General features: G+C 67.2%; 24 protein-coding genes. 17 read left to right on the forward strand and 7 right to left on the reverse strand.

Features of this window, described 5'->3' with window-relative positions; all coding sequences use genetic code 11:
* Positions 1–630, reverse strand: coding sequence for a class I SAM-dependent methyltransferase (locus BTO20_RS25000; protein WP_087078737.1), 630 nt, complete (start codon positions 628–630; stop codon positions 1–3).
* Between the two features lie 121 nt (positions 631–751).
* Between BTO20_RS25000 and BTO20_RS25005 the strand changes: the two genes are divergently transcribed.
* From BTO20_RS25005 to nuoN, 16 genes are all read left to right on the forward strand, one after another.
* Positions 752–1,270, forward strand: a complete 519-nt coding sequence (locus BTO20_RS25005) for a YceI family protein (protein ID WP_087082627.1) — start codon at positions 752–754, stop codon at positions 1,268–1,270.
* A gap of 64 nt (positions 1,271–1,334) precedes the next feature.
* A complete protein-coding gene (locus BTO20_RS25010; RefSeq protein ID WP_087078738.1) occupies positions 1,335–1,733 on the forward strand; it encodes an Rv3143 family two-component system response regulator in 399 nt (132 codons plus the stop codon).
* Between the two features lie 174 nt (positions 1,734–1,907).
* On the forward strand, positions 1,908–2,276 hold the full coding sequence (locus tag BTO20_RS25015) for an NADH-quinone oxidoreductase subunit A (RefSeq protein WP_087078739.1): 369 nt from the start codon (positions 1,908–1,910) through the stop codon (positions 2,274–2,276).
* A complete protein-coding gene (locus tag BTO20_RS25020) occupies positions 2,267–2,821 on the forward strand; it encodes a NuoB/complex I 20 kDa subunit family protein (protein ID WP_029372640.1) in 555 nt (184 codons plus the stop codon). Before BTO20_RS25015 ends, BTO20_RS25020 begins: the two co-directional genes overlap by 10 nt.
* Positions 2,818–3,495, forward strand: a complete 678-nt coding sequence (locus BTO20_RS25025; protein WP_087078740.1) for an NADH-quinone oxidoreductase subunit C — start codon at positions 2,818–2,820, stop codon at positions 3,493–3,495. Before BTO20_RS25020 ends, BTO20_RS25025 begins: the two co-directional genes overlap by 4 nt.
* On the forward strand, positions 3,495–4,793 hold the full coding sequence (gene nuoD / locus BTO20_RS25030; RefSeq protein ID WP_087078741.1) for an NADH dehydrogenase (quinone) subunit D: 1,299 nt from the start codon (positions 3,495–3,497) through the stop codon (positions 4,791–4,793). The genes BTO20_RS25025 and nuoD overlap by 1 nt, the downstream gene beginning before the upstream one ends.
* On the forward strand, positions 4,794–5,525 hold the full coding sequence (gene nuoE, locus BTO20_RS25035) for an NADH-quinone oxidoreductase subunit NuoE (RefSeq protein WP_087078742.1): 732 nt from the start codon (positions 4,794–4,796) through the stop codon (positions 5,523–5,525).
* Entirely contained in the window at positions 5,522–6,838 is a 1,317-nt protein-coding gene (gene nuoF / locus BTO20_RS25040; RefSeq protein ID WP_087078743.1) for an NADH-quinone oxidoreductase subunit NuoF, read from the forward strand. Before nuoE ends, nuoF begins: the two co-directional genes overlap by 4 nt.
* Before the next feature lie 116 nt (positions 6,839–6,954).
* Positions 6,955–9,342: an NADH-quinone oxidoreductase subunit G gene (locus tag BTO20_RS25045; protein WP_087078744.1), complete on the forward strand. Its 2,388-nt coding sequence runs from the start codon at positions 6,955–6,957 to the stop codon at positions 9,340–9,342.
* A complete protein-coding gene (gene nuoH, locus BTO20_RS25050; protein ID WP_087078745.1) occupies positions 9,339–10,562 on the forward strand; it encodes an NADH-quinone oxidoreductase subunit NuoH in 1,224 nt (407 codons plus the stop codon). Before BTO20_RS25045 ends, nuoH begins: the two co-directional genes overlap by 4 nt.
* On the forward strand, positions 10,555–11,079 hold the full coding sequence (gene nuoI, locus BTO20_RS25055) for an NADH-quinone oxidoreductase subunit NuoI (protein ID WP_087078746.1): 525 nt from the start codon (positions 10,555–10,557) through the stop codon (positions 11,077–11,079). Before nuoH ends, nuoI begins: the two co-directional genes overlap by 8 nt.
* The gene (locus BTO20_RS25060) at positions 11,076–11,837 is read left to right on the forward strand and encodes an NADH-quinone oxidoreductase subunit J (protein WP_087078747.1); all 762 of its coding nucleotides are present in this window, start codon (positions 11,076–11,078) and stop codon (positions 11,835–11,837) included. The genes nuoI and BTO20_RS25060 overlap by 4 nt, the downstream gene beginning before the upstream one ends.
* Positions 11,838–11,863: 26 nt before the next feature.
* Complete coding sequence (nuoK, locus tag BTO20_RS25065) at positions 11,864–12,163, forward strand: NADH-quinone oxidoreductase subunit NuoK (RefSeq protein WP_029372627.1); 300 nt, start codon at positions 11,864–11,866, stop codon at positions 12,161–12,163.
* A 7-nt stretch (positions 12,164–12,170) separates the two neighbouring features.
* Entirely contained in the window at positions 12,171–14,051 is a 1,881-nt protein-coding gene (gene nuoL / locus BTO20_RS25070) for an NADH-quinone oxidoreductase subunit L (RefSeq protein WP_087078748.1), read from the forward strand.
* Positions 14,045–15,643, forward strand: a complete 1,599-nt coding sequence (locus BTO20_RS25075) for an NADH-quinone oxidoreductase subunit M (RefSeq protein ID WP_087078749.1) — start codon at positions 14,045–14,047, stop codon at positions 15,641–15,643. The genes nuoL and BTO20_RS25075 overlap by 7 nt, the downstream gene beginning before the upstream one ends.
* Position 15,644: 1 nt before the next feature.
* Positions 15,645–17,210 (forward strand): NADH-quinone oxidoreductase subunit NuoN, encoded by a 1,566-nt coding sequence (gene nuoN / locus BTO20_RS25080; protein ID WP_087078750.1) that lies wholly within the window; start codon positions 15,645–15,647, stop codon positions 17,208–17,210.
* Between the two features lie 84 nt (positions 17,211–17,294).
* Here nuoN and BTO20_RS25085 read toward each other — a convergent pair whose 3' ends face one another.
* Together BTO20_RS25085 and BTO20_RS25090 are read right to left on the reverse strand one after the other, a co-directional pair.
* Positions 17,295–17,891: a TetR/AcrR family transcriptional regulator gene (locus tag BTO20_RS25085; protein ID WP_087078751.1), complete on the reverse strand. Its 597-nt coding sequence runs from the start codon at positions 17,889–17,891 to the stop codon at positions 17,295–17,297.
* Complete coding sequence (locus BTO20_RS25090; RefSeq protein ID WP_087078752.1) at positions 17,888–19,378, reverse strand: FAD-dependent monooxygenase; 1,491 nt, start codon at positions 19,376–19,378, stop codon at positions 17,888–17,890. The genes BTO20_RS25085 and BTO20_RS25090 overlap by 4 nt, the downstream gene beginning before the upstream one ends.
* A 74-nt stretch (positions 19,379–19,452) precedes the next feature.
* Between BTO20_RS25090 and BTO20_RS25095 the strand changes: the two genes are divergently transcribed.
* Positions 19,453–20,226 carry an enoyl-CoA hydratase gene (locus BTO20_RS25095; protein WP_087078753.1) on the forward strand — a complete coding sequence of 258 codons (774 nt, stop codon included), beginning with the start codon at positions 19,453–19,455 and terminating at the stop codon, positions 20,224–20,226.
* Here BTO20_RS25095 and BTO20_RS25100 read toward each other — a convergent pair.
* From BTO20_RS25100 to BTO20_RS25115, 4 genes are read right to left on the reverse strand one after another with little or no spacing between them, the layout of a single operon-like run.
* The gene (locus BTO20_RS25100; protein WP_408632126.1) at positions 20,223–21,650 is read right to left on the reverse strand and encodes a DUF2252 domain-containing protein; all 1,428 of its coding nucleotides are present in this window, start codon (positions 21,648–21,650) and stop codon (positions 20,223–20,225) included. The genes BTO20_RS25095 and BTO20_RS25100 overlap by 4 nt on opposite strands.
* A gap of 16 nt (positions 21,651–21,666) precedes the next feature.
* Complete coding sequence (locus BTO20_RS25105) at positions 21,667–22,713, reverse strand: zinc-dependent alcohol dehydrogenase family protein (protein WP_087078754.1); 1,047 nt, start codon at positions 22,711–22,713, stop codon at positions 21,667–21,669.
* A 30-nt stretch (positions 22,714–22,743) separates the two neighbouring features.
* Positions 22,744–23,418, reverse strand: a complete 675-nt coding sequence (locus BTO20_RS25110; RefSeq protein ID WP_087078755.1) for a PIG-L deacetylase family protein — start codon at positions 23,416–23,418, stop codon at positions 22,744–22,746.
* A gap of 33 nt (positions 23,419–23,451) precedes the next feature.
* Complete coding sequence (locus tag BTO20_RS25115; RefSeq protein WP_087078756.1) at positions 23,452–24,057, reverse strand: TetR/AcrR family transcriptional regulator; 606 nt, start codon at positions 24,055–24,057, stop codon at positions 23,452–23,454.
* Positions 24,058–24,078 lie beyond the last annotated feature (21 nt).

Raw genomic sequence — 24,078 nt, forward strand, 5'->3', positions numbered from 1 at the left:
TCAGAGCCGGCGCACCCGCGCCAACCAAGCCGGTTCGTCGACCATTGTGCCCACCGCAACCCCGAACGCCGCCGCTTGCGCCTCCCCCACCACACCCCGGTACGTCGTGGTGTGTAGCGCCTCGAGGTCCCAGCCGGTGCCGAACGCGGTACGGATGGTGTCCTCGCCGACCTGAGGACCGAACCCTCGGCCGGCATCGGAGAGGGCCAGCACGTACACGACCCCGCCGGGCCGGCACACGGCGGCGAGGCTGCGCACGTATGCCGCGCGGTCGGCGTCGTCGAAGATGTGGAACAGTGCGCTGTCGATGACGGTCTGGTACGTCGACGTGCCGTCGAGCCGCAGCGCGTCGCCCACCGCGAACCGCGCGTCGACGCCCCGGGCCGCGGCGTTGGCACGGGCCTGTTCGACGGCCTGGGGCGCGAAGTCCATGCCGAGGACGTCGTAACCCAGCCTGGTCAAAAGGATGGTGTGCTCGCCGGCACCGCAGCCGATGTCGAGCACCGGACTGGCAATGCCGCCGGTGCGTTCGAGTTCGACGATCGCCGGTTGCGGCTCGCCGATCACCCAGGGGGCGGTGTTCGATGCGTACGCTTGATCGAACCGGGACATGGTCGGTGTTTCGTCCATGCCATCCAGTGTTCAATCTCAATGGCACTTGAGGTCAATGGCGGTCCAGGAGATTGATCCGACCACCGGCCCACATCGTGATCAAGACACGACCCGACAGCACGATCTGCACGGAGGCGCCATGACCGCCCTTTCGGACATCCTCGTCACCACCGCGGGCAGTTGGACGCTGGCCCCGAACCGGTCCTCGGTGACGTTCCGGAACAAGACCGCCTGGGGGCTGGCGACGGTGACAGGCGAGTTCTCCGAGTTCAGCGGCGACGGCGTCGTCGGGGAAACGGTCACCGGGCGGCTGGTGATCCGGGCGACGTCGCTGCACACCGGGATCACCAAGCGGGACAACCACCTGCGCTCGGCCGATTTCTTCGACGTCGACACCCACCCCGACATCGTGGTCGAGGTGACCGGATTCGAGCCCGCGGACACCCGTAGCGCTCGACTGCGTGCGACCTTGACGGTCCGAGGCACCTCACAGCCCATCGAATTGCCCGTCACCGTGCTGGTTCTCGACGACGGTGGGGTACGCGTGTCGGGTGGCTGCACGGTGAGTCGGCGCGAATTCGGCGTGTCGGGCAACATGCTCGGCATGGTCGGACCGAAGACCGACATCTCGGCGGACCTGGTGTTCACCCGGGCCTGAACGCGCACAGTAGAATTCGCCGAGTTGATCGGTACGCGCGGACTCAGCCAGTAGCATCGCCACCATGGTCGGCCCCGCGCCGCTGCGCATCCTGGTGTACAGCGACAACCCGCGCACCCGCGAACAGGTACGACTCGCGCTCGGCAAACGCGTTCACCCCGAACTGCCCGAACTGGACTACGTCGACGTCGCGACCGCACCGATGGTGATCGCGCAGATGGACGTGGGCGGATTCGACCTGGCCATCCTGGACGGCGAAGCCACCCCGGCAGGCGGCATGGGCATCGCCAAACAGCTCAAGGACGAGATCGACGACTGCCCGCCGATTCTGGTACTCACCGGGCGGCCTGACGACGCCTGGTTGGCCAGCTGGTCACGCGCCGAGGCAGCCGTTCCGCACCCGATCGACCCGATCCGGCTGGGTGATGCGGTGGTGTCCTTGCTGCGCACCCCGGCCAGGTAATCAGAACGCGAATCAACCTGTAGCCGTTAGAAATTCACAGCAGCGCGGGGTGCGCCGTGGTACGTCGGCGCGTTAGTAACCGATACTAATCAAAATGCGTGGCGTGGGCCCCAAAGCTCGCTAGGCTGTGGGTCAGCTCACATCGACAGCCCACCGAGGGAGCGTTCACCCGGCATGAGTCTCTACACACCAATTCTGGTTCTCGGCGCGATCGCGGCTGCCTTCGCGGTCGGCTCGGTGGGGATCGCACTCGTCATCGGGCCGCGGCGCTACAACCGGTCGAAACTCGAAGCCTACGAATGCGGTATCGAACCGATGCCGCCCGGCTCGGCAGGCAACACCGGCCAGCGGATGCCGATCCGGTACTACCTGACCGCCATGTTGTTCATCGTGTTCGACATCGAGATCGTGTTCCTCTACCCGTGGGCGGTCGCCTTCGACAGTCTGGGCCTGTTTGCGCTGGTGGAGATGCTGTTGTTCATGCTCACGGTGTTCGTGGCGTACGCCTACGTATGGCGGCGAGGGGGCCTGAATTGGGACTAGAAGAACGTCTGCCCGGCGGCATTCTGCTGTCGACAGTCGAAGTGGTGGCCGGGTACGTCCGCAAGGGATCGCTGTGGCCTGCGACGTTCGGCCTGGCGTGTTGCGCCATCGAGATGATGTCCACCGCCGGCCCGCGGTTCGACATCGCCCGGTTCGGCATGGAGCGGTTCTCGGCGACGCCCAGACAGGCCGATCTGATGATCGTCGCGGGCCGGGTCAGCCAGAAGATGGCCCCGGTGCTGCGCCAGATCTACGACCAGATGGCCGAACCGAAATGGGTGCTGGCGATGGGCGTCTGCGCCTCCTCGGGCGGCATGTTCAACAACTACGCGGTGGTCCAGGGGGTCGACCACGTGGTGCCGGTCGACATCTACCTGCCGGGCTGCCCGCCCCGGCCGGAAATGCTGCTGCATGCAATCCTGAAGCTGCACGACAAGATTCAGCAGATGCCGCTCGGAGTCAACCGGGCCGAAGCCATCCGCGAGGCCGAGCAGGCCGCCCTGGCGGTCCAGCCGACCATCGAGCTCAAGGGGCTGCTGCGGTGAGCGACTCCAAGGGCGAGGGACCCGAGGTGATCGGGGTGCGCCGCGGCATGTTCGGAGCACGCGGTACCGGGGACACCTCGGGCTACGGCCGCCTGGTCCGGTCGGTCGCCCTGCCCGGCAGCTCACCACGGCCCTACGGCGGCTACTTCGACGAGGTCGTCGAGCGGCTGGCCGAGGTGCTGGGCGAAGAACGCTACGCGGTGTCCATCGAGCGCGTCGTGGTGTACCGCGACGAGCTGACACTGGAGGTCAGCCGGGTGCAGCTGCCCGCGGTCGCGGCCGTGTTGCGCGACGATCCCGCGTTGCGGTTCGAGATGTGCCTCGGCGTGAGCGGTGTGCACTATCCCGACGACACCGACCGTGAACTGCACGCGGTGTATCCGTTGTTGTCCATCACGCACAACCGCCGGATCCGGTTGGAGGTCGCCGCGCCGGATGCCGATCCGCACATCCCGTCGTTGTACGGGATCTATCCCACCACCGACTGGCATGAGCGCGAGACCTACGACTTCTTCGGCATCGTGTTCGACGGTCATCCAGCGCTGACCCGCATCGAGATGCCCGACGACTGGGTGGGCCATCCGCAGCGCAAGGACTATCCCCTCGGCGGTGTCCCGGTGGAGTACCACGGCGCGCAGATCCCGCCGCCCGATCAGCGGAGGTCGTACAACTGATGACTACCGACGAATCCTCCGTCGTCATGGTCGGCGGGCAGGACTGGGACGAGGTCGTCGCCGCGGCCCGCGAGCATGCCGGCGAGCGCATCGTGGTCAACATGGGCCCACAGCATCCGTCGACGCACGGCGTACTGCGCCTGATCCTCGAGATCGAGGGCGAGATCATCACCGAAGCCCGGTGCGGCATCGGGTATCTGCACACCGGCATCGAGAAGAACCTGGAGTTCCGCAACTGGACCCAGGGCGTCACCTTCGTCACCCGAATGGATTACCTGTCACCGTTTTTCAACGAGACGGCGTACTGCCTGGGCGTGGAGAAGTTGCTCGGTATCACCGACGACATCCCCGAACGCGCCAACGTGATCCGCGTGATGCTGATGGAACTCAACCGGATCACATCGCATCTGGTGGCGCTGGCGACCGGCGGCATGGAGCTGGGCGCGATGAGCGCGATGTTCTACGGGTTCCGCGAGCGCGAGGAAATCCTGAAAGTCTTCGAATCGATCACCGGCCTGCGCATGAACCACGCCTATATCCGGCCCGGCGGCGTGGCCGTCGACCTCCCCGGTGATGCGATCGGCCAGCTGCGGGCGTTGATGGAGCTGCTGCCGAAACGGTTGAACGACTTGGAGGATCTGCTCAACGAGAACTACATCTGGAAGGCCCGCACGGTCGGTGTCGGGTATCTCGACCTCACCGGCTGCATCGCACTGGGCATCACCGGGCCCGTGCTGCGGTCCACCGGGTTGCCGCACGACCTGCGCAAGACCCAACCGTATTGCGGCTACGAGAACTACGAATTCGACGTCATCACCGACGACCGGTGTGATTCCTACGGCCGCTACATCATTCGCGTCAAGGAGATGCGCGAGTCACTGAAGATCGTCCAGCAGTGCATCGACCGCCTGGAGCCCGGGCCGGTGATGATCAGCGACAAGAAGCTGGCGTGGCCCGCCGACCTCAAAGTCGGACCCGACGGGCTCGGTAACTCCCCCGAGCACATCGCGAAGATCATGGGCCATTCGATGGAAGGCCTGATCCACCACTTCAAGCTCGTCACCGAGGGCATCCGGGTACCGGCCGGGCAGGTCTACGTGGCGGTGGAGTCGCCACGCGGTGAGCTCGGCGTCCACATGGTCTCCGACGGCGGCACCCGGCCCTACCGGGTGCACTACCGCGACCCGTCGTTCACCAATCTGCAAGCGGTGGCGGCGACGTGCGAAGGCGGCATGGTCGCCGACGCGATCGCGGCAGTGGCGTCGATCGATCCGGTCATGGGAGGGGTGGACCGCTAGGTGAGCGAAGTTTTCCTGGAACTCGGGCAACGGCCCGACGAAGCGGGCCCGCCGATCAACGGGCCCGCGGCATATCCCGACGACGTCACCGACCGGTTGACCGCCGACGCGGAACGCATCACCGCCCGCTACCCCGATGCGCGCTCGGCCCTGCTGCCATTGCTGCACCTGGTGCAGTCCGAGGACGGGTGCCTCACGCCCGCCGGAATCCGGTTCTGCGCAGAGCGACTCGGTCTGACCGATGCCGAGGTCACCGCGGTGGCGACGTTCTACTCGATGTACCGGCGCACCCCGACCGGCGATTACCTGGTGGGCGTGTGCACCAACACGTTGTGCGCGATCATGGGCGGTGACGCCATTCTCGATGCGCTGCAGCAGCATCTGGACATCCACGCCGGGCAGACCACGACCGACGGGCGCGTCACCCTCGAGCACATCGAGTGCAACGCCGCGTGCGACTACGCGCCCGTCGTCATGGTCAACTGGGAATTCTTCGACAACCAAACCCCCTCGTCTGCACGCGATCTGGTCGACGGGTTGCGCACCGGCAACCCGCCCGAACCGACCCGCGGCGCGCCGCTGTGCACCTTCCGCGAGACTGCCCGCACCCTGGCCGGACTCACCGACCCGCAGGTACCGGGCGGCGCACCCGGCGCGGCCACTCTGGCGGGGCTGCACCAGGCCCGGGAACTCGGGATGTCGCCGACGAATCCGGATGGGGCAGGCACATGACTCCGCTGACACCCGTGCTGAGCAGGTTCTGGGACGAACCCGAACCGTGGACGATGGAGACCTACCGCCGCCACGACGGCTACCGGGCGCTGGAGCGGGCGCTGGCGATGCCGCCCGACGATGTCATTGCGCTGGTCAAGGATTCGGGCCTGCGTGGCCGCGGTGGTGCCGGCTTCCCGACGGGCACGAAGTGGTCGTTCATCCCGCAGGGCACCGAGGGCGCCGGCGCCAAGCCGCACTACCTTGTGGTCAACGCCGACGAGTCCGAACCCGGCACCTGCAAAGACATCCCGCTGATGCTGACCACACCGCATTTCCTGGTCGAGGGCGTGATCATCGCGGCGTACGCGATCCGCGCCAAGCACGCCTTCATCTACGTTCGCGGCGAAGTCGTGCCGGTGTTGCGGCGTCTGCAGGCCGCCGTCGCCGATGCGTACGACGCCGGCTATCTGGGTTCGAACATCCTGAATTCGGGATTCGACCTGGAACTGACGGTGCACGCCGGTGCGGGTGCCTACATCTGCGGTGAGGAGACCGCGCTGCTGGATTCGCTGGAGGGCCGTCGCGGCCAGCCCCGGCTGCGTCCGCCGTTCCCCGCGGTGGCGGGCCTCTACGCCTGCCCCACCGTGGTCAACAACGTCGAATCCATCGCCAGCGTGCCGCCGATTCTGCTCAACGGAGTGGACTGGTTTCGGTCCATGGGCTCGGAGAAATCCCCGGGTTTCACGCTGTATTCGCTGTCGGGACATGTGAACAGGCCAGGACAGTACGAGGCGCCGCTGGGCATCACGCTGCGGGAGCTGCTCAACTATGCCGGTGGTGTGCGCACCGGTCACACGTTGAAGTTCTGGACTCCAGGCGGGTCCTCGACACCGCTGCTGACCACCGAACACCTCGATGTCCCACTGGATTACGAAGGCATGGCCTCCGTCGGGTCGATGCTCGGGACCAAGGCACTGCAGATCTTCGACGAGACCACCTGCGTGGTCCGCGCGGTGCGCCGCTGGATCGAGTTCTACGCCCACGAATCCTGCGGCAAGTGCACGCCGTGCCGCGAAGGCACCTACTGGCTGGCGCAGATCTACGCCCGGCTGGAAACCGGTGCGGCGACCGACGCCGACATCGACAAGCTGCTCGACATCTCCGACACCATCTTCGGGAAGTCGTTCTGCGCCTTGGGCGATGGCGCCGCGTCGCCGGTGATGTCGTCGATCAAGTATTTCCGCGACGAATATGTCGCGCACCTCGACGGCGGCTGTCCGTTCGATCCGCACACCTCGGCGTTGATGGCGACCGAAGAGGCGGGTGTGTAGATGTTTCTCACCGCGAGCAGTCCCCCGCAAGCGGGAGGGGCCCCCACGGTAGGTACCCGACACGCCGAGGTTGCGGGGACCTCAGTGTCTGTTCGCGCAAGGAAAGGGGGCCGCTCGTGACATTGGCTGAGCCGACCAAGGACACGCCGCCGGTGGAAATGGTGACGCTGACCATCGATGGCGACGAAATCAGTGTTCCGAAGGGAACATTGGTCATCCGCGCGGCCGAGCTGATGGGTATCCAGATCCCGCGGTTCTGTGACCACCCGCTGCTGGATCCGGTGGGCGCCTGCCGCCAATGCCTGGTCGAGGTCGAGGGACAGCGCAAGCCAATGGCGTCCTGCACCACGACCGTCACCCCGGACATGGTGGTGCGCACACAGTTCAGCTCCGAAGCGGCGGACAAGGCCCAGCGCGGTGTGATGGAACTGCTGTTGATCAACCATCCGCTCGACTGCCCGATCTGCGACAAGGGCGGGGAATGCCCGCTGCAGAACCAAGCCATGTCCAACGGGCGCCCGGAGACCCGGTTCACCGATGTCAAGCGCACGTTCCCCAAACCGATCAATGTCTCCGCCCAGGTGCTGCTGGACCGCGAACGCTGCGTGCTGTGCGCGCGGTGCACCCGATTCTCCGACCAGATCGCCGGTGATCCGTTCATTGCCCTGCTGGAACGCGGTGCGCTGCAACAGGTGGGGATCGCACCCGACGAGCCGTTCCAGTCCTACTTCTCCGGCAACACTGTGCAGATCTGCCCGGTCGGGGCATTGACCGGCACCGCCTACCGGTTCCGCGCCCGGCCTTTCGACCTGGTGTCGAGCCCCAGCGTGTGTGAGCACTGTGCATCGGGGTGCGCCCAGCGCACCGACCACCGCCGCGGAAAAGTCCTGCGCCGCTTGGCCGGTGACGACCCCGAGGTCAACGAGGAATGGAACTGCGACAAGGGCCGGTGGGCGTTCACCTACCCGACCGTCGGCGACCGCATCACCACCCCGCTGCTGCGTGACGACAACGGCGCCCTGCGGCCGGCCTCCTGGTCGGAGGCCCTCACCGTGGCGGGGGGCGGCCTGTTGGCGGCGGGCGGCAACACCGCGGTCCTGGTGGGCGGACGCAGCACAGTGGAAGACGCCTACGCCTACTCGAAGTTCGCCCGAATGGTGCTCGGCACCAACGACATCGACTTCCGAGCCCGCGACCACTCCGCGGAGGAGGCCGACTTCCTCGCCACCGCCGTGGCGGGCAGACCGATGACGCTGCGCTACGCCGACCTGGAAACCGCGCCGACCGTCCTGCTGGCGGGCTTCGAACCCGAAGAGGAATCACCGATCGTCTTCCTGCGGCTCCGCAAGGGAGCCCGCAAGCACAGGGTGCGAGTAGTGGCGCTGGCGCCGTTCGCCACCCGTGGCCTGGAAAAGATGGCCGGAACGCTGATCGCCACCGTCCCCGGCGCCGAGGCCGCCGCGCTCGACGCGCTGACCGGCGATGCGCGGCTGCGCGAACAGGGTGCGGTCATCCTGATCGGTGAACGGCTCGCCGGCTCGCCAGGCGCACTGTCGGCGGCCGCCCGACTGTCCGCCGCCACCGGCGCCCGGCTGGCCTGGATTCCGCGGCGAGCCGGGGAACGCGGCGCCGTGGAGGCCGGTGCCCTCCCGAACCTGCTGCCCGGCGGCCGTCCGGTCACCGATCCGCAGGCCCGCGCACAGGCCGAACAGGCCTGGAGCTCCGGCGAGCTGCCGAGCACCCCGGGCCGGGACACCACTGCGATCCTGACCGCGGCGGCCGACGGCCGGCTGGGCGCCCTGCTCGTCGGCGGTGTCGAACTCGATGATCTTCCTGACCCGGCTCTTGCGGTGTCCGCGCTGCGCGCGACCCCGTTCGTCGTGAGCCTGGAACTGCGGGAAAGCGCGGTGACCCAACTGGCCGATGTGGTGTTCCCGGTCGCACCCGTGGTCGAGAAGGCCGGCGCATTCGTCGACTGGGAGGGCCGCATCAGGCCGTTCGAACCGTCATTGCGCACGAACGCAATTCCCGATCTGCGGGTCCTGCACTACCTCGCCGACGAGATCGGCGTCGACCTGGGAATGTCGAGCGCTGCGGCCGCCGACGCCGAGTTGGCCACCCTGGGCTCGTGGTCCGGGCCACGAGCCGACGCACCGTCGGTGCCGCCCGCCGCGCAGGCCGAGCCGGGCCCCGGGCAGGCGGTCCTCGCGAGTTGGCGCATGCTGCTGGACTCCGGGCGACTGCAGGACGGTGAACCCTATCTGGCAGGCACAGCACCGACGCCGGTGGTTCGACTGTCGGCCGCGACTGCCGCTGAAATCGGTGTGGCCCATGGCGATCCGGTGACCGTCCGGACCGACCGCGGTACGGTCACCCTGCCGCTGGCGGTGACCGCGATGGCCGACCGGGTGGTCTGGCTGCCACTGCACTCCCCCGGCTCGGCGGTGTATCGACAGCTGGGCGCATCCGCCGGAGCCATCGTGTCGATCGGAGCCGGATCATGACATATCCCGACCCCACCCTGTTCGGTCATGATCCGTGGTGGCTGATCCTCGCCAAGTCGCTGGCGATCTTCGTGTTCCTGTTGCTGACGGTGTTGACCGCCATCCTCGTCGAACGCAAAGTGCTGGGCCGCATGCAGATGCGGCCCGGCCCCAACCGCGTCGGCCCCTGGGGTCTGTTGCAGTCGCTCGCCGACGGCATCAAGCTGGCGCTCAAAGAGGGCCTCACCCCCGCCGGCGTGGACAAGCCCATCTACCTACTGGCGCCGGTGATCTCGGTGATCCCCGCGTTCATGGCGTTCGCGGTGATCCCGATGGGCGGCGCGGTGTCGGTGTTCGGACACCGCACACCGCTGCAGCTGACCGACCTCCCGGTCGCGGTGCTCTACGTGCTGGCCGTCACCTCCATCGGGGTCTACGGAATCGTGCTGGCCGGATGGGCATCGGGCTCCACCTACCCGCTGCTGGGCGGCCTGCGGTCCAGCGCCCAGGTGATCTCGTACGAGATCGCGATGGCGCTCTCGTTCGCCGCGGTGTTCCTCTACGCCGGCACCATGTCCACCTCGGGGATCGTCGCGGCTCAGGACCGCACCTGGTACGTGTTCGTGCTGCTGCCGTCGTTCGTGGTGTACGTGACCTCGATGGTCGGCGAAACCAACCGTGCGCCTTTCGATCTGCCCGAGGCCGAGGGCGAACTCGTCGGCGGCTTCCACACCGAGTACTCGTCACTGAAATTCGCGATGTTCATGCTCGCCGAATACGTCAACATGACCACCGTCTCGGCGCTGGCCACCACCATGTTCCTCGGCGGATGGCATGCCCCCTTCCCGTTCAACATGATCGACGGCGCCAACAGCGGATGGTGGCCGCTGCTGTGGTTCACCGCCAAGGTGTGGACCTTCATGTTCATCTACATCTGGCTGCGGGCCACCCTGCCGCGGCTGCGCTACGACCAGTTCATGGCGCTCGGCTGGAAAGTTCTGATCCCGGTGTCGCTGGTCTGGATCATGGTCGTGGCCGTCACCCACAGCCTGCGCACGCACGGTTATCAAGGCTGGGCCACCGGCCTGATCAGCGCGGCCGTCATCATCGTCCTGCTGCTCGCGGTGGTGCTGTGGAAGTCGTTGCGGCGCAGAAGTCTCCCGCCGCCACCCGAGCAGAGCGCCGGAGCGTATCCCGTCCCGCCGCTCCCGTCCGTCAGGAAGGAGACGGCCGATGCCTAAGTTCCTCGACGCGCTGGCCGGTTTCGCGGTCACGTTCGGCTCGATGTTCAAAAAGCCGATCACCGAAGAGTATCCAGAGAAACCCGGGCCCGTCGCGCCCCGATATCACGGTCGCCACCAGCTCAACCGGTATCCCGACGGATTGGAAAAGTGCATCGGCTGCGAATTGTGCGCGTGGGCCTGCCCGGCCGACGCCATCTTCGTGGAGGGCGCCGACAACCTGCCCGGCGAGCGTTTCTCCCCGGGTGAGCGCTACGGGCGGGTGTACCAGATCAACTATCTGCGCTGCATCGGCTGCGGGTTGTGCATCGAGGCGTGCCCGACTCGGGCGCTGACCATGACCAACGACTACGAAATGGCCGACGACAACCGCGCCGACCTCATCCTGGGCAAGGACAAACTGCTGGCGCCGTTGCAGCCGGGCATGTTGGCGCCGCCGCACGACATGGCCCCGGGCAGCACCGATGAGGACTACTACCTGGGCAAGATCACGCCTTGTACCGAGGACGCCCGATGACGCCCGAATTGCTCGCGGCGGCCACCGACGCAGCCACCAGGACCTCGACGTCGGAGGCCGTGGTGTTCTGGATTCTCGGCGCGGTCGCGGTGCTCGGAGCGATCGGTGTGGTGGCTGCGCCCAAGGCCGTGTATTCGGCGGTGTTCCTGGCCTCGACCATGATCGCCCTGGCGGTGCTCTACGTCGCCCAGGATGCGCTGTTCCTCGGCGTGGTGCAGGTGGTCGTCTACACCGGTGCGGTGATGATGCTGTTCCTGTTCGTCCTGATGCTCATCGGTGTCGACCTGACGGAGTCGCTGGTGGAAACCCTGCGCGGGCAACGGGTCGCGGCACTGATCGCCGGGTTGGGCTTCGGCATCCTGCTGATCGGTGGTATCGGCAACGTGTCGGCGGTGGGTTTCACCGGACTCGCACAGGCCAACAGCGCCGGCAACGTGCAGGGCCTGGCGGCGCTGATCTTCACCCGGTACCTGTGGGCGTTCGAGCTCACCAGTGCCCTGCTGATCACGGCCGCGCTCGGCGCCATGGTGCTTGCGCACCGGGAACGCTTCGAACGCCGAAAAACCCAGCGGGAATTGGCGATCGAACGCTTCCAGGCCGGTGGGCGGCCGACGCCGCTGCCCAATCCCGGCGTCTACGCGCGCCACAATGCCGTCGACATCCCGGCGCGGCTGCCCGACGGCTCGGACGCCGTGCTGTCGGTGAGTGCCATTCTGCCGCAGCGCAGCGTGGCGGCTGACGCGGAGAGGGAGCGCTAGATGGATCTACGGACGCGAGGAGCATAATGGATCCCGCGAATTACCTTTATTTGTCTGCTCTGCTGTTCACCATCGGTGCGGCCGGAGTGTTGTTGCGGCGCAACGCTATCGTCATGTTCATGTGCGTGGAGTTGATGCTCAACGCGGCGAACCTGGCGTTCGTGACGTTCTCCCGCATGCACGGTCATCTCGATGGTCAGGTGGTGGCGTTCTTCACCATGGTCGTCGCCGCCTGCGAGGTGGTGATCGGCCTGGCCATCATCATGACCATCTTCCGCACCCGGCACTCGGCCTCGGTCGACGACGCCAGTCTGCTGAAACACTAAGGGCGCCATGACACTTCCTATCTGGTTGCTGATCGCCTTCCCAGCCGCGGGGGCAGCGATCCTGCTGTTGGCAGGGCGCAGATCGGACCGCTGGGGCCACCTGCTGGGATGTGCCGCATCGATCGCCGCGTTCGTGGTGGGCGCGGTGCTGTTCACCGGAATGCTGGGCCGGACAGGCGAAGCGCGGGGTCTGCACGAATCGTTGTTCTCCTGGGTGCCGGTGGCCGGGCTGCAGGTCGACTTCGGTTTGCAGCTCGATCAGCTGTCCGTGTGCTTCGTGCTGTTGATCACCGGCGTCGGCTCGCTGATCCACATCTACTCGATCGGGTACATGGCCGAAGATCCTGACCGGCGACGGTTTTTCGCGTACCTGAACCTGTTTCTGGCGGCCATGCTGTTGCTGGTGTTGGCCGACAACTACCTCGGGCTCTACGCGGGCTGGGAAGGCGTCGGCCTGGCCTCCTACCTGCTCATCGGGTTCTGGTCGTACAAGCCGTCGGCGGCGACCGCGGCCAAGAAGGCATTCGTCGTCAACCGGGTCGGCGACATGGGTCTGGCGATCGCGTTGATGATCATGTTCGCCTCCATTGGCTCCATCTCGTTCGTCGGCGTGTTCTCCGCCGCGCCCGGGGTGAGCCAACCGGCCCTGACGGCCATCGGGCTGCTGCTGTTGCTGGGGGCGTGCGGCAAGTCCGCGCAGGTGCCGCTGCAGTCCTGGCTTGGCGACGCGATGGAGGGCCCGACGCCGGTGTCGGCGCTGATCCACGCGGCCACCATGGTCACCGCGGGCGTGTACCTGATCGTGCGGTCTGGCCCCATCTTCGATCTGACACCGGCCGCGCAGACCGGCGTCGTCATCGTCGGCGCCGTCACGCTGTTGTTCGGCGCGATCATCGGGTGCGCCAAGGACGACATCAAGAAGGCCCTCGCCGCGTCGACCATGAGCCAGATCGGCTACATGGTGCTCGCGGCCGGGCTCGGCCCGGCCGGATACGCCTTCGCCATCATGCACCTGCTCACCCATGGGTTCTTCAAGGCCGGGCTGTTCCTCGGTGCCGGCTCGGTCATGCACGCCATGAACGACGAGGTGAACATGCGCCGCTACGGCGGGCTCCGCAAGGCCCTACCGGTCACGTTCGCCACATTCGGGCTCGGCTACCTCGCGATCATCGGGGTGCCTCCGCTGGCCGGGTTCTTCTCCAAGGACGGCATCATCGAAGCCGCACTCGGCGCGGGTGGTGTCCGTGGTGTGATCCTCGGTGGCGCAGCGATTCTCGGCGCCGGGATCACCGCGTTCTACATGACGCGGGTGATGCTGATGACATTCTTCGGCGAACCGCGCTGGGCTGCAGATGCTCATCCCCACGAGGCACCGGCCGTCATGACCTGGCCGATGATCCTGCTCGCGGTCGGCTCGGTGGTGTCCGGCGGCGCCCTGGCCATCGGTGGGACGTTGTCGCACTGGCTGGAACCGGTCGTCGGCAGGCATGAGGCCGAGCACGGCCTGCCCGCATGGGTGGTCACCGTCGTCGTCCTGGCGGTGGTGGCCGTCGGCATCGTCATCGCCTACCGCATGTATGCGCGGCAACCGGTTCCGGAACAGGTTCCGGCCGGATCGGCGCTCACAGTGGCCGCCCGCCGCGACCTCTACGGCGACGCGTTCAACGAGGCGGTGTTCATGCGAGGTGGGCAGACGTTGACGGCGGCCCTGGTCGAGGTCGACGACAAAGGTGTGGATGGGGCGGCCACCGGGCTGGCCGCTCTGGTCAGCAGAACCTCCGACCGGTCCCGACAATGGCAGACGGGCTTTGCCCGGTCCTACGCGCTGTCGATGCTCGCCGGCGCGGCGCTCGTGGTGGCGGCGATCCTGGCGGTGCGGCTGTGGTGAACACCTTTCCGTGGCTGACGGTGCTCTGGGCGGTCCCGACGATCGGCGCCGCGATCGTGATCCTCATCCCGGCCGGGCAGCGGGTGCTGGCCAAATGGCTCGCACTGGCCGTGTCGGTGGTGGGACTCGGGGTGGCTGTGGTGCTCGCGGTCGGCTTCGACCCTGCCGGCAAGCAGTACCAGTTCGTCGAATCCCATCCGTGGATACCGTCTTTCGGGACCGGATATATCCTCGGTGTCGACGGGATCGCCCTGGCGCTGGTGGTGCTCACTGCGGTTTTGATGCCACTTTTGATCATCGCGGGTTGGAACGATGCCACCGACCGGACAGGGCTGGCCGGCCGTTCGGTGCAGGCGTATCTCGCCCTGATGCTGGCTGTCGAGGGCATGGTGTTCATGTCTCTGGTGGCCCTGGACATCCTGCTGTTCTACGTGTTCTTCGAGGCCATGCTGATCCCGATGTACTTCCTCATCGGCGGCTTCGGGGGTGAGAACAGGTCCCGTGCAGCAGTGAAGTTCCTGCTGTACAACCTCTTCGGTGGCCTGGTCATGCTCGCCGCGGTGATCGGACTGTACGTGGTGACCGCGCAGAGCGACGTCTTCGGGTCCGGGACCTTCGATTTCCGGGCGATCGTCGAGGCAGTGGCGTCGGGTCGACTCGTGCTCAGCCCCGCCGTCGGCAGCTTCCTGTTCCTGAGTTTCATGTTCGCGTTCGCCGTCAAGGCCCCGCTGTGGCCGTTCCACCGCTGGCTGCCCGACGCCGCGGTGGAGGCCACTCCGGCCAGCGCGGTGTTGATGATGGCGATCATGGACAAGGTCGGCACGTTCGGCATGCTGCGCTACTGCCTGCCGTTGTTCCCCGACGCGGCAACCTATTTCCGGCCCGTCATCATCACGCTGGCGGTGATCGGCATCGTGTACGGCGCGGTGCTGGCGATCGGACAGGTCGACGTGATGCGGCTCATCGCCTACACGTCGATATCGCACTTCGGCTTCATCATCCTGGGCATCTTCGTGATGACCAGTCAGGGCCAGTCCGGGTCGACGCTGTACATGATCAACCACGGGATCTCCACGGCTGCGCTGTTCCTCATCGCCGGATTCCTGGTGTCGCGGCGCGGTTCCCGGTTGATCGCCTCCTACGGCGGGGTGCAGAAGGTGGCGCCTGTCCTTGCCGGCACCTTCCTGGTGGCCGGCCTCGCGACCCTGTCACTGCCCGGCCTGGCCCCGTTTATCAGCGAATTCCTGGTCCTCATCGGCACATTCACCCGCTACCCGGTGTTGGCGGTGTTCGCCGCGACCGCCCTGGTGCTCTCGGCGGTCTACATCCTGTGGACCTACCAGCGGATGATGACCGGACCGGTCCGTGAGGACGACGGCGACGGCACCGACGCTGTGCGTAATCTGCGGGATCTGGTTCCTCGCGAGCTCGCCGTGGTGGCACCGCTGATCGCGCTGTTGCTGGTGCTCGGGATCTATCCCAAACCCGCGCTCGACGTGATCAATCCCGCTGTCCACCACACCCTGACGATCATGGGCCAGACCGATCCCGTACCGAGCGCACCGCCGACCGTGGCGGAAGGGAGCCGCTGACATGGTGACACCCAGCATCGAATACGGCTTGCTCTCCCCCATGCTGATCGTCTTCGGCGTGGCGGTCGCCGGTGTTCTCGTGGAGGCTTTCGCGCCGCGGCGCAGCCGCTACCCGGTTCAGGTGACCCTCGCGCTCGGCGGGCTCATCGCCGCGATCGGCGCGGTGGGGCTGCTGGCGCGCGACCTGCACGGCACTCCCGGCCGGGCCGCGGTGCTCGGCGCCGTCATGCTCGATCCGCCGGCGCTGTTCCTGCAGGCCACCATCGCCCTGGTCGGCATTCTCGGGATCCTGCTGATCGCCGAGCGCCAGATCGGCAGTCAAAGCGGTGACAGCGCACGGGGTCTGGACGGTTTCACCCCGCAGGCCTCGGCGGTCGCGGGCAGTGTGGCCGAGCAGTTGGCGACCCGCGCAGGGGTCATGCAGACCGAGGTGTTTCCGCTGACCATGCTGGCCATCGGCGGCATGCTGCTGTTCCCGGCCGCCAACGATCTGCTCACCATGTTCATCGCGCTGGAAGTGCTGTCGTTGCCGCTGTATCTGCTGTGCGGGCTGGCGCGGCGGCGGCGGTTGCTATCCCAGGAAGCGGCGCTGAAGTACTTTCTGCTCGGGGCGTTTTCGTCAGCGTTCTTCTTGTACGGCGCGGCGATGCTGTACGGCTACTCCGGCACGTTGACGCTGCCGGGTATCGCCGACGCGGTAGCCACCGGCAGCGGGCACACGTCGCTGGCGCTGATCGGCATCGGCCTGCTGTTGGTCGGGCTGCTGTTCAAAGTGGGTGCGGTGCCGTTCCATTCGTGGATTCCGGACGTGTATCAAGGGGCGCCGACGGCCATCACGGCGTTCATGGCGGCCGCCACGAAGATCGCGGCCTTCGGTGCCACGCTGCGCATCTTCTATGTCGCACTACCGCAATTGCGCGCCGACTGGCGCCCGGTGCTGTGGGCGATCGCGATCCTGACCATGGTGATCGGCACCATCACCGCCGTCACCCAGACGGACGTCAAACGCATGCTGGCGTACTCGGCCGTCGCGCATTCGGGCTTCATCCTCACCGGTGTGATCGCCGCGAATCCGGCCGGGGTGTCGTCGACGCTGTTCTACCTGTTCGCCTACGGTTTCAGCACGGTCGGCGCGTTCGCGGTGGTCGGCCTGGTCCGCGACGACACGGGCGAGGAGGCGACGGCCATGTCCCGGTGGGCCGGGTTGGGACGACGCTATCCGGTTGTCGGCGTGGTGTTTTCCCTGTTCCTGCTGGCGTTTGCCGGTATCCCGCTGACCAGTGGGTTCGTCAGCAAGTTCGCGGTGTTCAAGGCGGCCGGTCAGGGCGGGGCCATCCCACTGGTGATCGTCGGCGTGATCGCCAGCGCCGTCGCCGCGTACTTCTACGTGCGGGTGATCGTGTTGATGTTTTTCACCGATCCTCCTGATGATGCCCCGGACGTGGTGGTGCCGAGCGGCCCGACGATGACCGTCGTGGCCGTCACCGCGGTAGTGACCTTCGCCCTCGGTGCGCTCCCGCAGCCGCTGCTGGATCTCGCCAACAACGCCGAGGCCTTCCTGCGCTGACTTTTCCCGCTGGCTTTCCCCGGCGAACAGACGCCGGGGTACGCGACACGCCGCACTTCCGGTACCGCAGTGTCTGCTCGCGCGTTAAGGCAACAGACCCACCTGGCGGTAGGCGGCCTCCAGGTAGTGTTTCATCTGCTTGACGGTCGGCGGGTCTGGTTGCAGCACACGGTAGGTCACCCCGCCGGCGAGCATGTCGACGAGCACGTCCAGATCGGCGTCGGGTGCGATCCGGCCGTCGGCCTGGGCCCGGTGCAGCATCGCGATGGCCAACTGTCGGCGAGGCTGGATGTAGTGCGTCCAATAGGTCTGCATCAACGATGGGTGGGTCACCGCCGAACCGTAGATCTGGGCGACCAGGGCACGAAAGCGCGGATCGGCTGCCGTCCGGGCGGCGGCGGTGATGTTGTGCTTGACGAGCTGATGCGTTGGTGTGGCAGCGATCTCGTCATGGGTCGGCCAGGTGACGTCGGCGGTGACGAGTGTTTCGATCGCGTCGGCGACCAATGCCTCTTTCGTCGACCATCGTCGATAGAGCGTCGGTTTCCCGACGCCGGCACGCTTGGCGATCTGTTCCATGCTCATCGCGGAAATGCCTTGCTCGATGAACAGGTCCAGGGCGGCAGTGAGGATCGCGGTGTGGACAGCCGGGTCGCGGGGGCGTCCGCGGGCCGCGGTCATCGCACGCGCCCGGTGGCCAGCGCCCGGGTCAGCCAGCTGTCGAGCTGCTCGGGATCCGTTCCGCGCCAGGCCAGATGGCCGTCGGGGCGGACGAGGTACACCTCAGATCGACCGGCCTGGTGCAGGATGGTCACCCGATCGGCCAGATGAGCCCGCACGACGCCGCATGCTGCCGATTCGGTAGTGGAGATCAGCACCCAATGTCCGCGCAGCTGCGGGTAGAGCCGCACCGGGCTGCCATCAGGTGCCGCGTACGTACCGTCCGGGACGCGGTCGCCGGGTCTGGGCTTGTCCGCCAAAGGAAGTGACCTTTCGGCCAGCGGACCCTTGCGGTAGCTCACCCACAGCTGCGACGTCTGGTAGGTGATCCAGCGTTGCACGGCAGGCAGATTGAGTAGGGGCACCGCGATCCGGTCCCTGACGAACCGGCCCACCGGCCGCTGGGTGATGTTCACCTTGGTGACCGCACTGGTACTGCGCAGCACGTCGGTGGCCAGTGGGCGACGTTCGGCCTCGTAACTGTCCAGCAGCGGTTGTTCCGCCACTCCGTAGATCACCAAAGCCAACTTCCACGCGAGGTTTTCGGCATCGCCGAGCCCGGTCAGCATGCCCTGCCCGCCGAACGGCGCATGGGTGTGCGCGGCGTCGCCCGCGATGAGAACACGCCCTCGGCGGTAGGTGTCCGCCAGCCTGCGGTGCACGGTGAACATCGACAGCCACTCGGCGTCGGTCACCCGCACGGTCCGCCCGGTTCGCTCGGGCAGTAATCGTCGCAGCCGCTGCAGGATCTCATCGTCGGCCGCATCACCGGCCATATCGGGGTCGTAGGCGATGATGCGCCAGATGCCGTCGGGCATCGGCATGGCCCCGACCATGCCGTCGGGGTGGATCCAGCCCGTGGTGCCCGACCGGTCGAGATCCCAGTCGAGTCGCACGTCGGCCAGCAGGAAGCGTTCGCTGAGTCGTACACCGGGGAAGCCGATCCCGGCGCGGCGCCGGGTGGTGCTGGCGGCACCGTCGCAGCCGACGAGCCAGGCCGCGCGGGCCGTCGTACCGTCTCCGAGGGTCGCCACGACACCGCCGGCGTCCTGCCGCAGCCCGCTCAGCGGGGTCGACCAGTCCACCGCACCGCCCAGCTCGGCGAGCCGGTCCCGCAGCGCAGCTTCAACGGTGGCCTGCGAGATGACCATCGGCGGTGCGGCTGAACGGATTCCGGGATCGCCGAACCGCACCCGCAGGACCGGTTTGTCTCCGAGGTAGGTGGTGATCCGCATGGCACGCACCGCCTGCTGGGGCAAGTCGCCGAGCGCTGCGATGCGGTCGAGTACCTCCGAGCCCCGCGCGTGCACGAAGTTGGCCCGCGATGTCGTCGCCGGCCCGTCGGCCTTGTCGACGATGCGCACCGGCACACCGTGGCTCAGCAAGCCGCAGGCCAAGGCCAGTCCGGTAGGGCCTGCGCCGGCGATGAGCACCTGCGAGTCAGCCATGATCCTCACTTCAATAACGAAACGGTACCGTAATTAAAATACACCCCGCCGGCGACGCCCGCTAGATTCAGTTCATGGCGCCAGAGATCCTCACCTGCAGCGATCACGGTTCGGTCCGGATCCTCACAATGAATCGACCGGACGCGCGAAATGCATTGAGCCGTGCGCTCATCGAAGCCCTCTATGCCGCGCTCGACGCTGCCGACGCCGATGAACAGGTGCGGGCCGTGGTGCTGACCGGCGCTGATCCGGCGTTCTGCGCAGGCGTCGACCTCAAGGAGGCGCAATCACTCGGCACGGCGTACTTCGATGAATTCCGCGCCAACAACTGCATCACCCGCACCGGCGAGATGCGCACCCCGATCATCGGCGCGATCAACGGGGCGACCTTCACCGGCGGCCTCGAAATGGCGCTGGGCTGCGACTTTCTGATCGCCTCCGAGCGGGCGGTGTTCGCCGACACCCACGCCCGCGTCGGAATCCTGCCGGGCGGTGGGATGACCGCCCGACTGCCCCACCTCGTCGGCGCGGCGATGGCCCGTCGGTTGTCGATGACCGGCGAGGTACTCGACGCCGCGACGGCACTGCGGGTGGGACTGGTCACCGAGGTGGTCCAGCACGATCGGCTGCTGTCCCGCGCCTTGGAACTGGCCGGGCAGATCACCGAGGTGCCCGGCCCGGTCATGGCCGGCCTCAAAGAGATCTATGGCCGCGGGGCCACGACGGTCGTCGGACCCGCGCTGGCGGCCGAACAAGCTGTCAGTTCCGCCCAACAGCACGACTTCGACGCGCTCGGCGACCGATATCGCGCTGTGGCCCAACGCAACCGGGATCAGATCGAGAGTTAGACGCCGCGCTCCACGGGCAGCAGTCCACGATCCACGGCGGCCACCAGAGCAGCATGGTCGGCCTCGGTCTGGTCGGCGTAACGCCGGGCGAACAGGCACAGCGCCTGGTCCACTCGGTCGGAGCAGCCCATGTAGCCGGCGATCATCGACGCACCACTCGTGCGGGCGTGGCCTTTCGCGAGCAATTGTCCGACGACCCCCGCGTAGTCGGTGAGTGCGGCCGCGTCGATGGCATCCAGGGGAATGGTGCCTTTCATGTTGCGGAACTGCCGCACGTAGTACTGCCGACCGTCCATGCTGGTCCAGCCCAGCAGCGGATCGCTGACGGTCTGCAGCGCCTGCTGATACTCCACCACCCGCTGCCCCTGGTGGGCGTGCCAGGCCGATTCGCCGTGCACATACCGCGCGAGCACCGACCGGCGGGCCTGTTTGAGCTGCAGGAAGATCACGTCGTCAGCCGTCGAGCCTTCGAGCAGTGCCACATAGGCTCGCAATCCGACACTGCCGACCCCGACCACCTTGTGCGCGACGTCGACCAGCGTGTACCCACCGAGCATGCGACGCCAGTGCGGGGCCAACGTGCACAGGTACTCGTCGAGCGCCTCGGCGAGCTGATCAGCGTCCGGTTCGGACAGCCGGGTGATCAGCGGGGGCTCCTCGACCAGCCGGCGTACTCCCGCGACCTCCTCGGTGAACCGGGGCAGGGCGCGGTCGCTCGTGCGGTTGCGGGCCCGCTTGGTGGCGCGGTTCACCTCGTCCTGCAGCTTGCCCCCAGCCTCGGCGGCCAGCTCGTCGGCGCCGATCCGCTGGAACGACCGCGCGAACAGCGGTTGATCGGCCAGCCAGCGAATTTGCTTGCGGTAGGACGCAACACAGGCTTGCACCGAGGTGGCGCACTGCTCTTCACTGGCGCCGTTGTGCCGGCCCGCGACCCAGATGCTGGCCACCAACCGACGCAGATCCCATTCCCAGCCACCGGGATGGGCCTCGTCGAAATCGTTGAGATCGATGACCAGGTCCCGCTCCGGCGACGCGTAGAACCCGAAATTGCCCAGATGCGCGTCACCGCAGACGACCGGGTTGATGCCGGTGCTCGGAAGGTGCGCGACGTCCTCGGCCATGACCACCGCCGAACCACGGAGAAAGCCGTACGGCGACGCGACCATGCGACCGACCCGCACTGGGATGAGCCGATCGACGCGGCCCTCGTGGCTGATGGTGATCAACTGGACCGGGTCGGGTCGTCCGATGCGCAGATCCCAATCTGCCAGCGTGCGACGCGGAACTCGTTTCCGCAGCCCCTTACCGATCGCGTACCGCTCGGCACGCGACACCGGTCGGTGCCGCAGCGACTGGTAGGAGGTGCTGTCGACCTCGGCCAGCACAGTGTGGCCGCTGCCGTTGGTCCGTGAAGCGCTGATCACAGGCTGATGGTACGACTCACCGTGTACGGCCGGGTTCGATGATGGTCATCCCGGGGCCCGTCGGTGCGTCCATGGCGGCCAGCGCCGCACCCGCCTCGTCGAGTCCCACCACCCGGGTCACCAACCGTTCCGGGTCCAGCGCGCCGGTTGCGAGGAGTGCGAGCATCGCCGGATAGTCCACGGCGGGCATGCCGTGCGAGCCGAGGACCGCGAGCTCTTGGGCGATCACGCGATCCATGGGCAGGGCGGTCTGCGCCGCGTCGCCGAGCAGCAAACCCACCTGGACATGCCGACCGCGACGGCGCAGTGCGGACACCGAGGTCGCCGCGACGGCGGGGTGGCCGATGGCGTCGACTCCGATGTGCGCACCTCCCCCGGTGCGATGGATGACTTCGGTTGCGACATCGTCGATCTCAGAGCCGTCGATCAGTACGTCGGCGCCGAGTGCACCGGCCGTGGCGAGGGCTTCTGGGCTGCGGTCGACGGCAACGACGTTGGCGCCGAACGCTTTCGCGATCATCACCGCCGACAGGCCGACGCCCCCGCAGCCATGGATCGCGACCCACTGACCGGCCTGTACCGCGCCATGGGTGACCACGGCACGAAACGACGTGGCGAACCGGCATCCCAGTGCCGCCGCCGCGACGAACGAAACCGTATCCGGCAGCCGCACCAGGTTGGTCTGCGCGCGTGGCACAGCCACCCGCTGAGCGAAGGATCCCGGCAGGGTGAAGCCGGGCTGCAGTTGGTCGGGGCACACCTGCGCGTCGCCGGCCACGCAGAACTCACACCGCCCACAACCCAGCACGAACGGCACCGTGACGCGGTCTCCGACCTGCCAGCCGGTGACATCCGCGCCGATCGCAGCGATCGTCCCGGCGAACTCGTGTCCAGGGATGATGGGCAGTTCGACTGGATCGTGACCGCGCCAGGCATGCCAGTCCGAACGGCACACGCCGGTGGCGGCCACTTCGACGACTACACCGTCGGGAGGGCATTCGGGAGCGCCGACATCGACAACTGCAGGCAGCACTCCGACCTCGGGATACACCACGGCTCGCACACGTCGATGGTAGGCGGGCCGGGCCCTCGCTCAGTGGTGTCGCTTGAGAATGAAATCCACGGCGCGTCCGCCGACCGCCTCCCGCACCGGGGTCGTCATCTCCACCTGGCGGCGGGCCTGTTCGACGACGGGCGTGTGCGGGTCGAGCACAGACAGGTAAACCTCATGGGCAGCAAGCGATTCGACCGCCCGCTCGGTGTAACCGTCCACCGCCTCGCAGTGCGTCGGCTCGGGCCCGTTCTCGAACAGCCAGGCCGGCGGCTCGACCAAACTATCAAACGCCGCCGCGACCGCGTGCGAGAACTCGATGTGGTCCCGCTGGTTGGGCGCGTCGGGCGCCCAACTCGCGCCGCTGTAGATGGTGACGACGACGTCGGGGTGCAAGGACGCCACGGTCGTGGCGATCTTGGCGCGCAGCTCGGGGGTGTCACGAATGTCGCTGTCCGGAAAGTCCCAGAACGCCACGTCACTGACCCCGACCAGAGCCGCCGACCGGCGCTGCTCCACTTCCCGTAACGGTCCGGTCTGCTCGGGCGGCATGCCGGCGATCCCCCGCTCGCCACGGGAGGCCAGGGCGTAATGCACGGTCTTGCCGGAATCAGTCCACTTGGCGACGGCCGCGCCGATGCCGTACTCGGGATCGTCCGGGTGAGGCACCAGCACGAGTGCGATCTGCCAGTCCGTGGGGAACGGTTGCTCGCTCATGATCCCAGTGTCGGTCTTTGACGACGGTTCATGTCAACCGATCGTCACACCGTGCACCACGATCGCGGTGGTCTGGGCCACCCATTCGTCATCGAGGTCGCTGCCCGGCCACAACAGCATTCTCAGCATGGTCGCCCCGCCGATGATCTCCACGAGCCGGTCCGGGTCGACGTCGGCGTGCACCTCACCGCGGGTGATGCCGTCGTCCACCCGGTCGCGCACCGCCGCGAACATCCCGGTGAAGCGGGCCATCACCCGTGCGTTGAGCTCGGGGTCGGCGGCCACGTCGGCGACCAGCCCGGGCAGAGCGGCACGCACCACCGGGCTGGTGAACACGTCGCGTGCGGCGCTGATCATGGCGCGCACGTCGGCGGCGACGTCGCCTGCCGGGGTGGCCAGCGCGCTCGGCGCCGCGGGGAACGCGGCCTCGTGCACGAGCTCGGCTTTGCTCGACCACCTCCGGTAGAGCGCCGTCTTGGTGGTCTTTGCGCGTTCGGCGACGGCGGCCATGGTGACGGCCGAATAACCGATTTCCACAAGCAGATCCGCGGTGGCGCGCAGTATGGCAGCGTCGATGCGCGGGTCGCGGGGGCGCCCGGCGCCCGAAACCTTGCCATTCGAAGACGGGTCTGCTTTCATAACGCTACCCACAGTATCGTA

Origin of the sequence: Mycobacterium dioxanotrophicus, from assembly GCF_002157835.1 — a bacterium.
GTDB lineage: Bacteria > Actinomycetota > Actinomycetes > Mycobacteriales > Mycobacteriaceae > Mycobacterium > Mycobacterium dioxanotrophicus.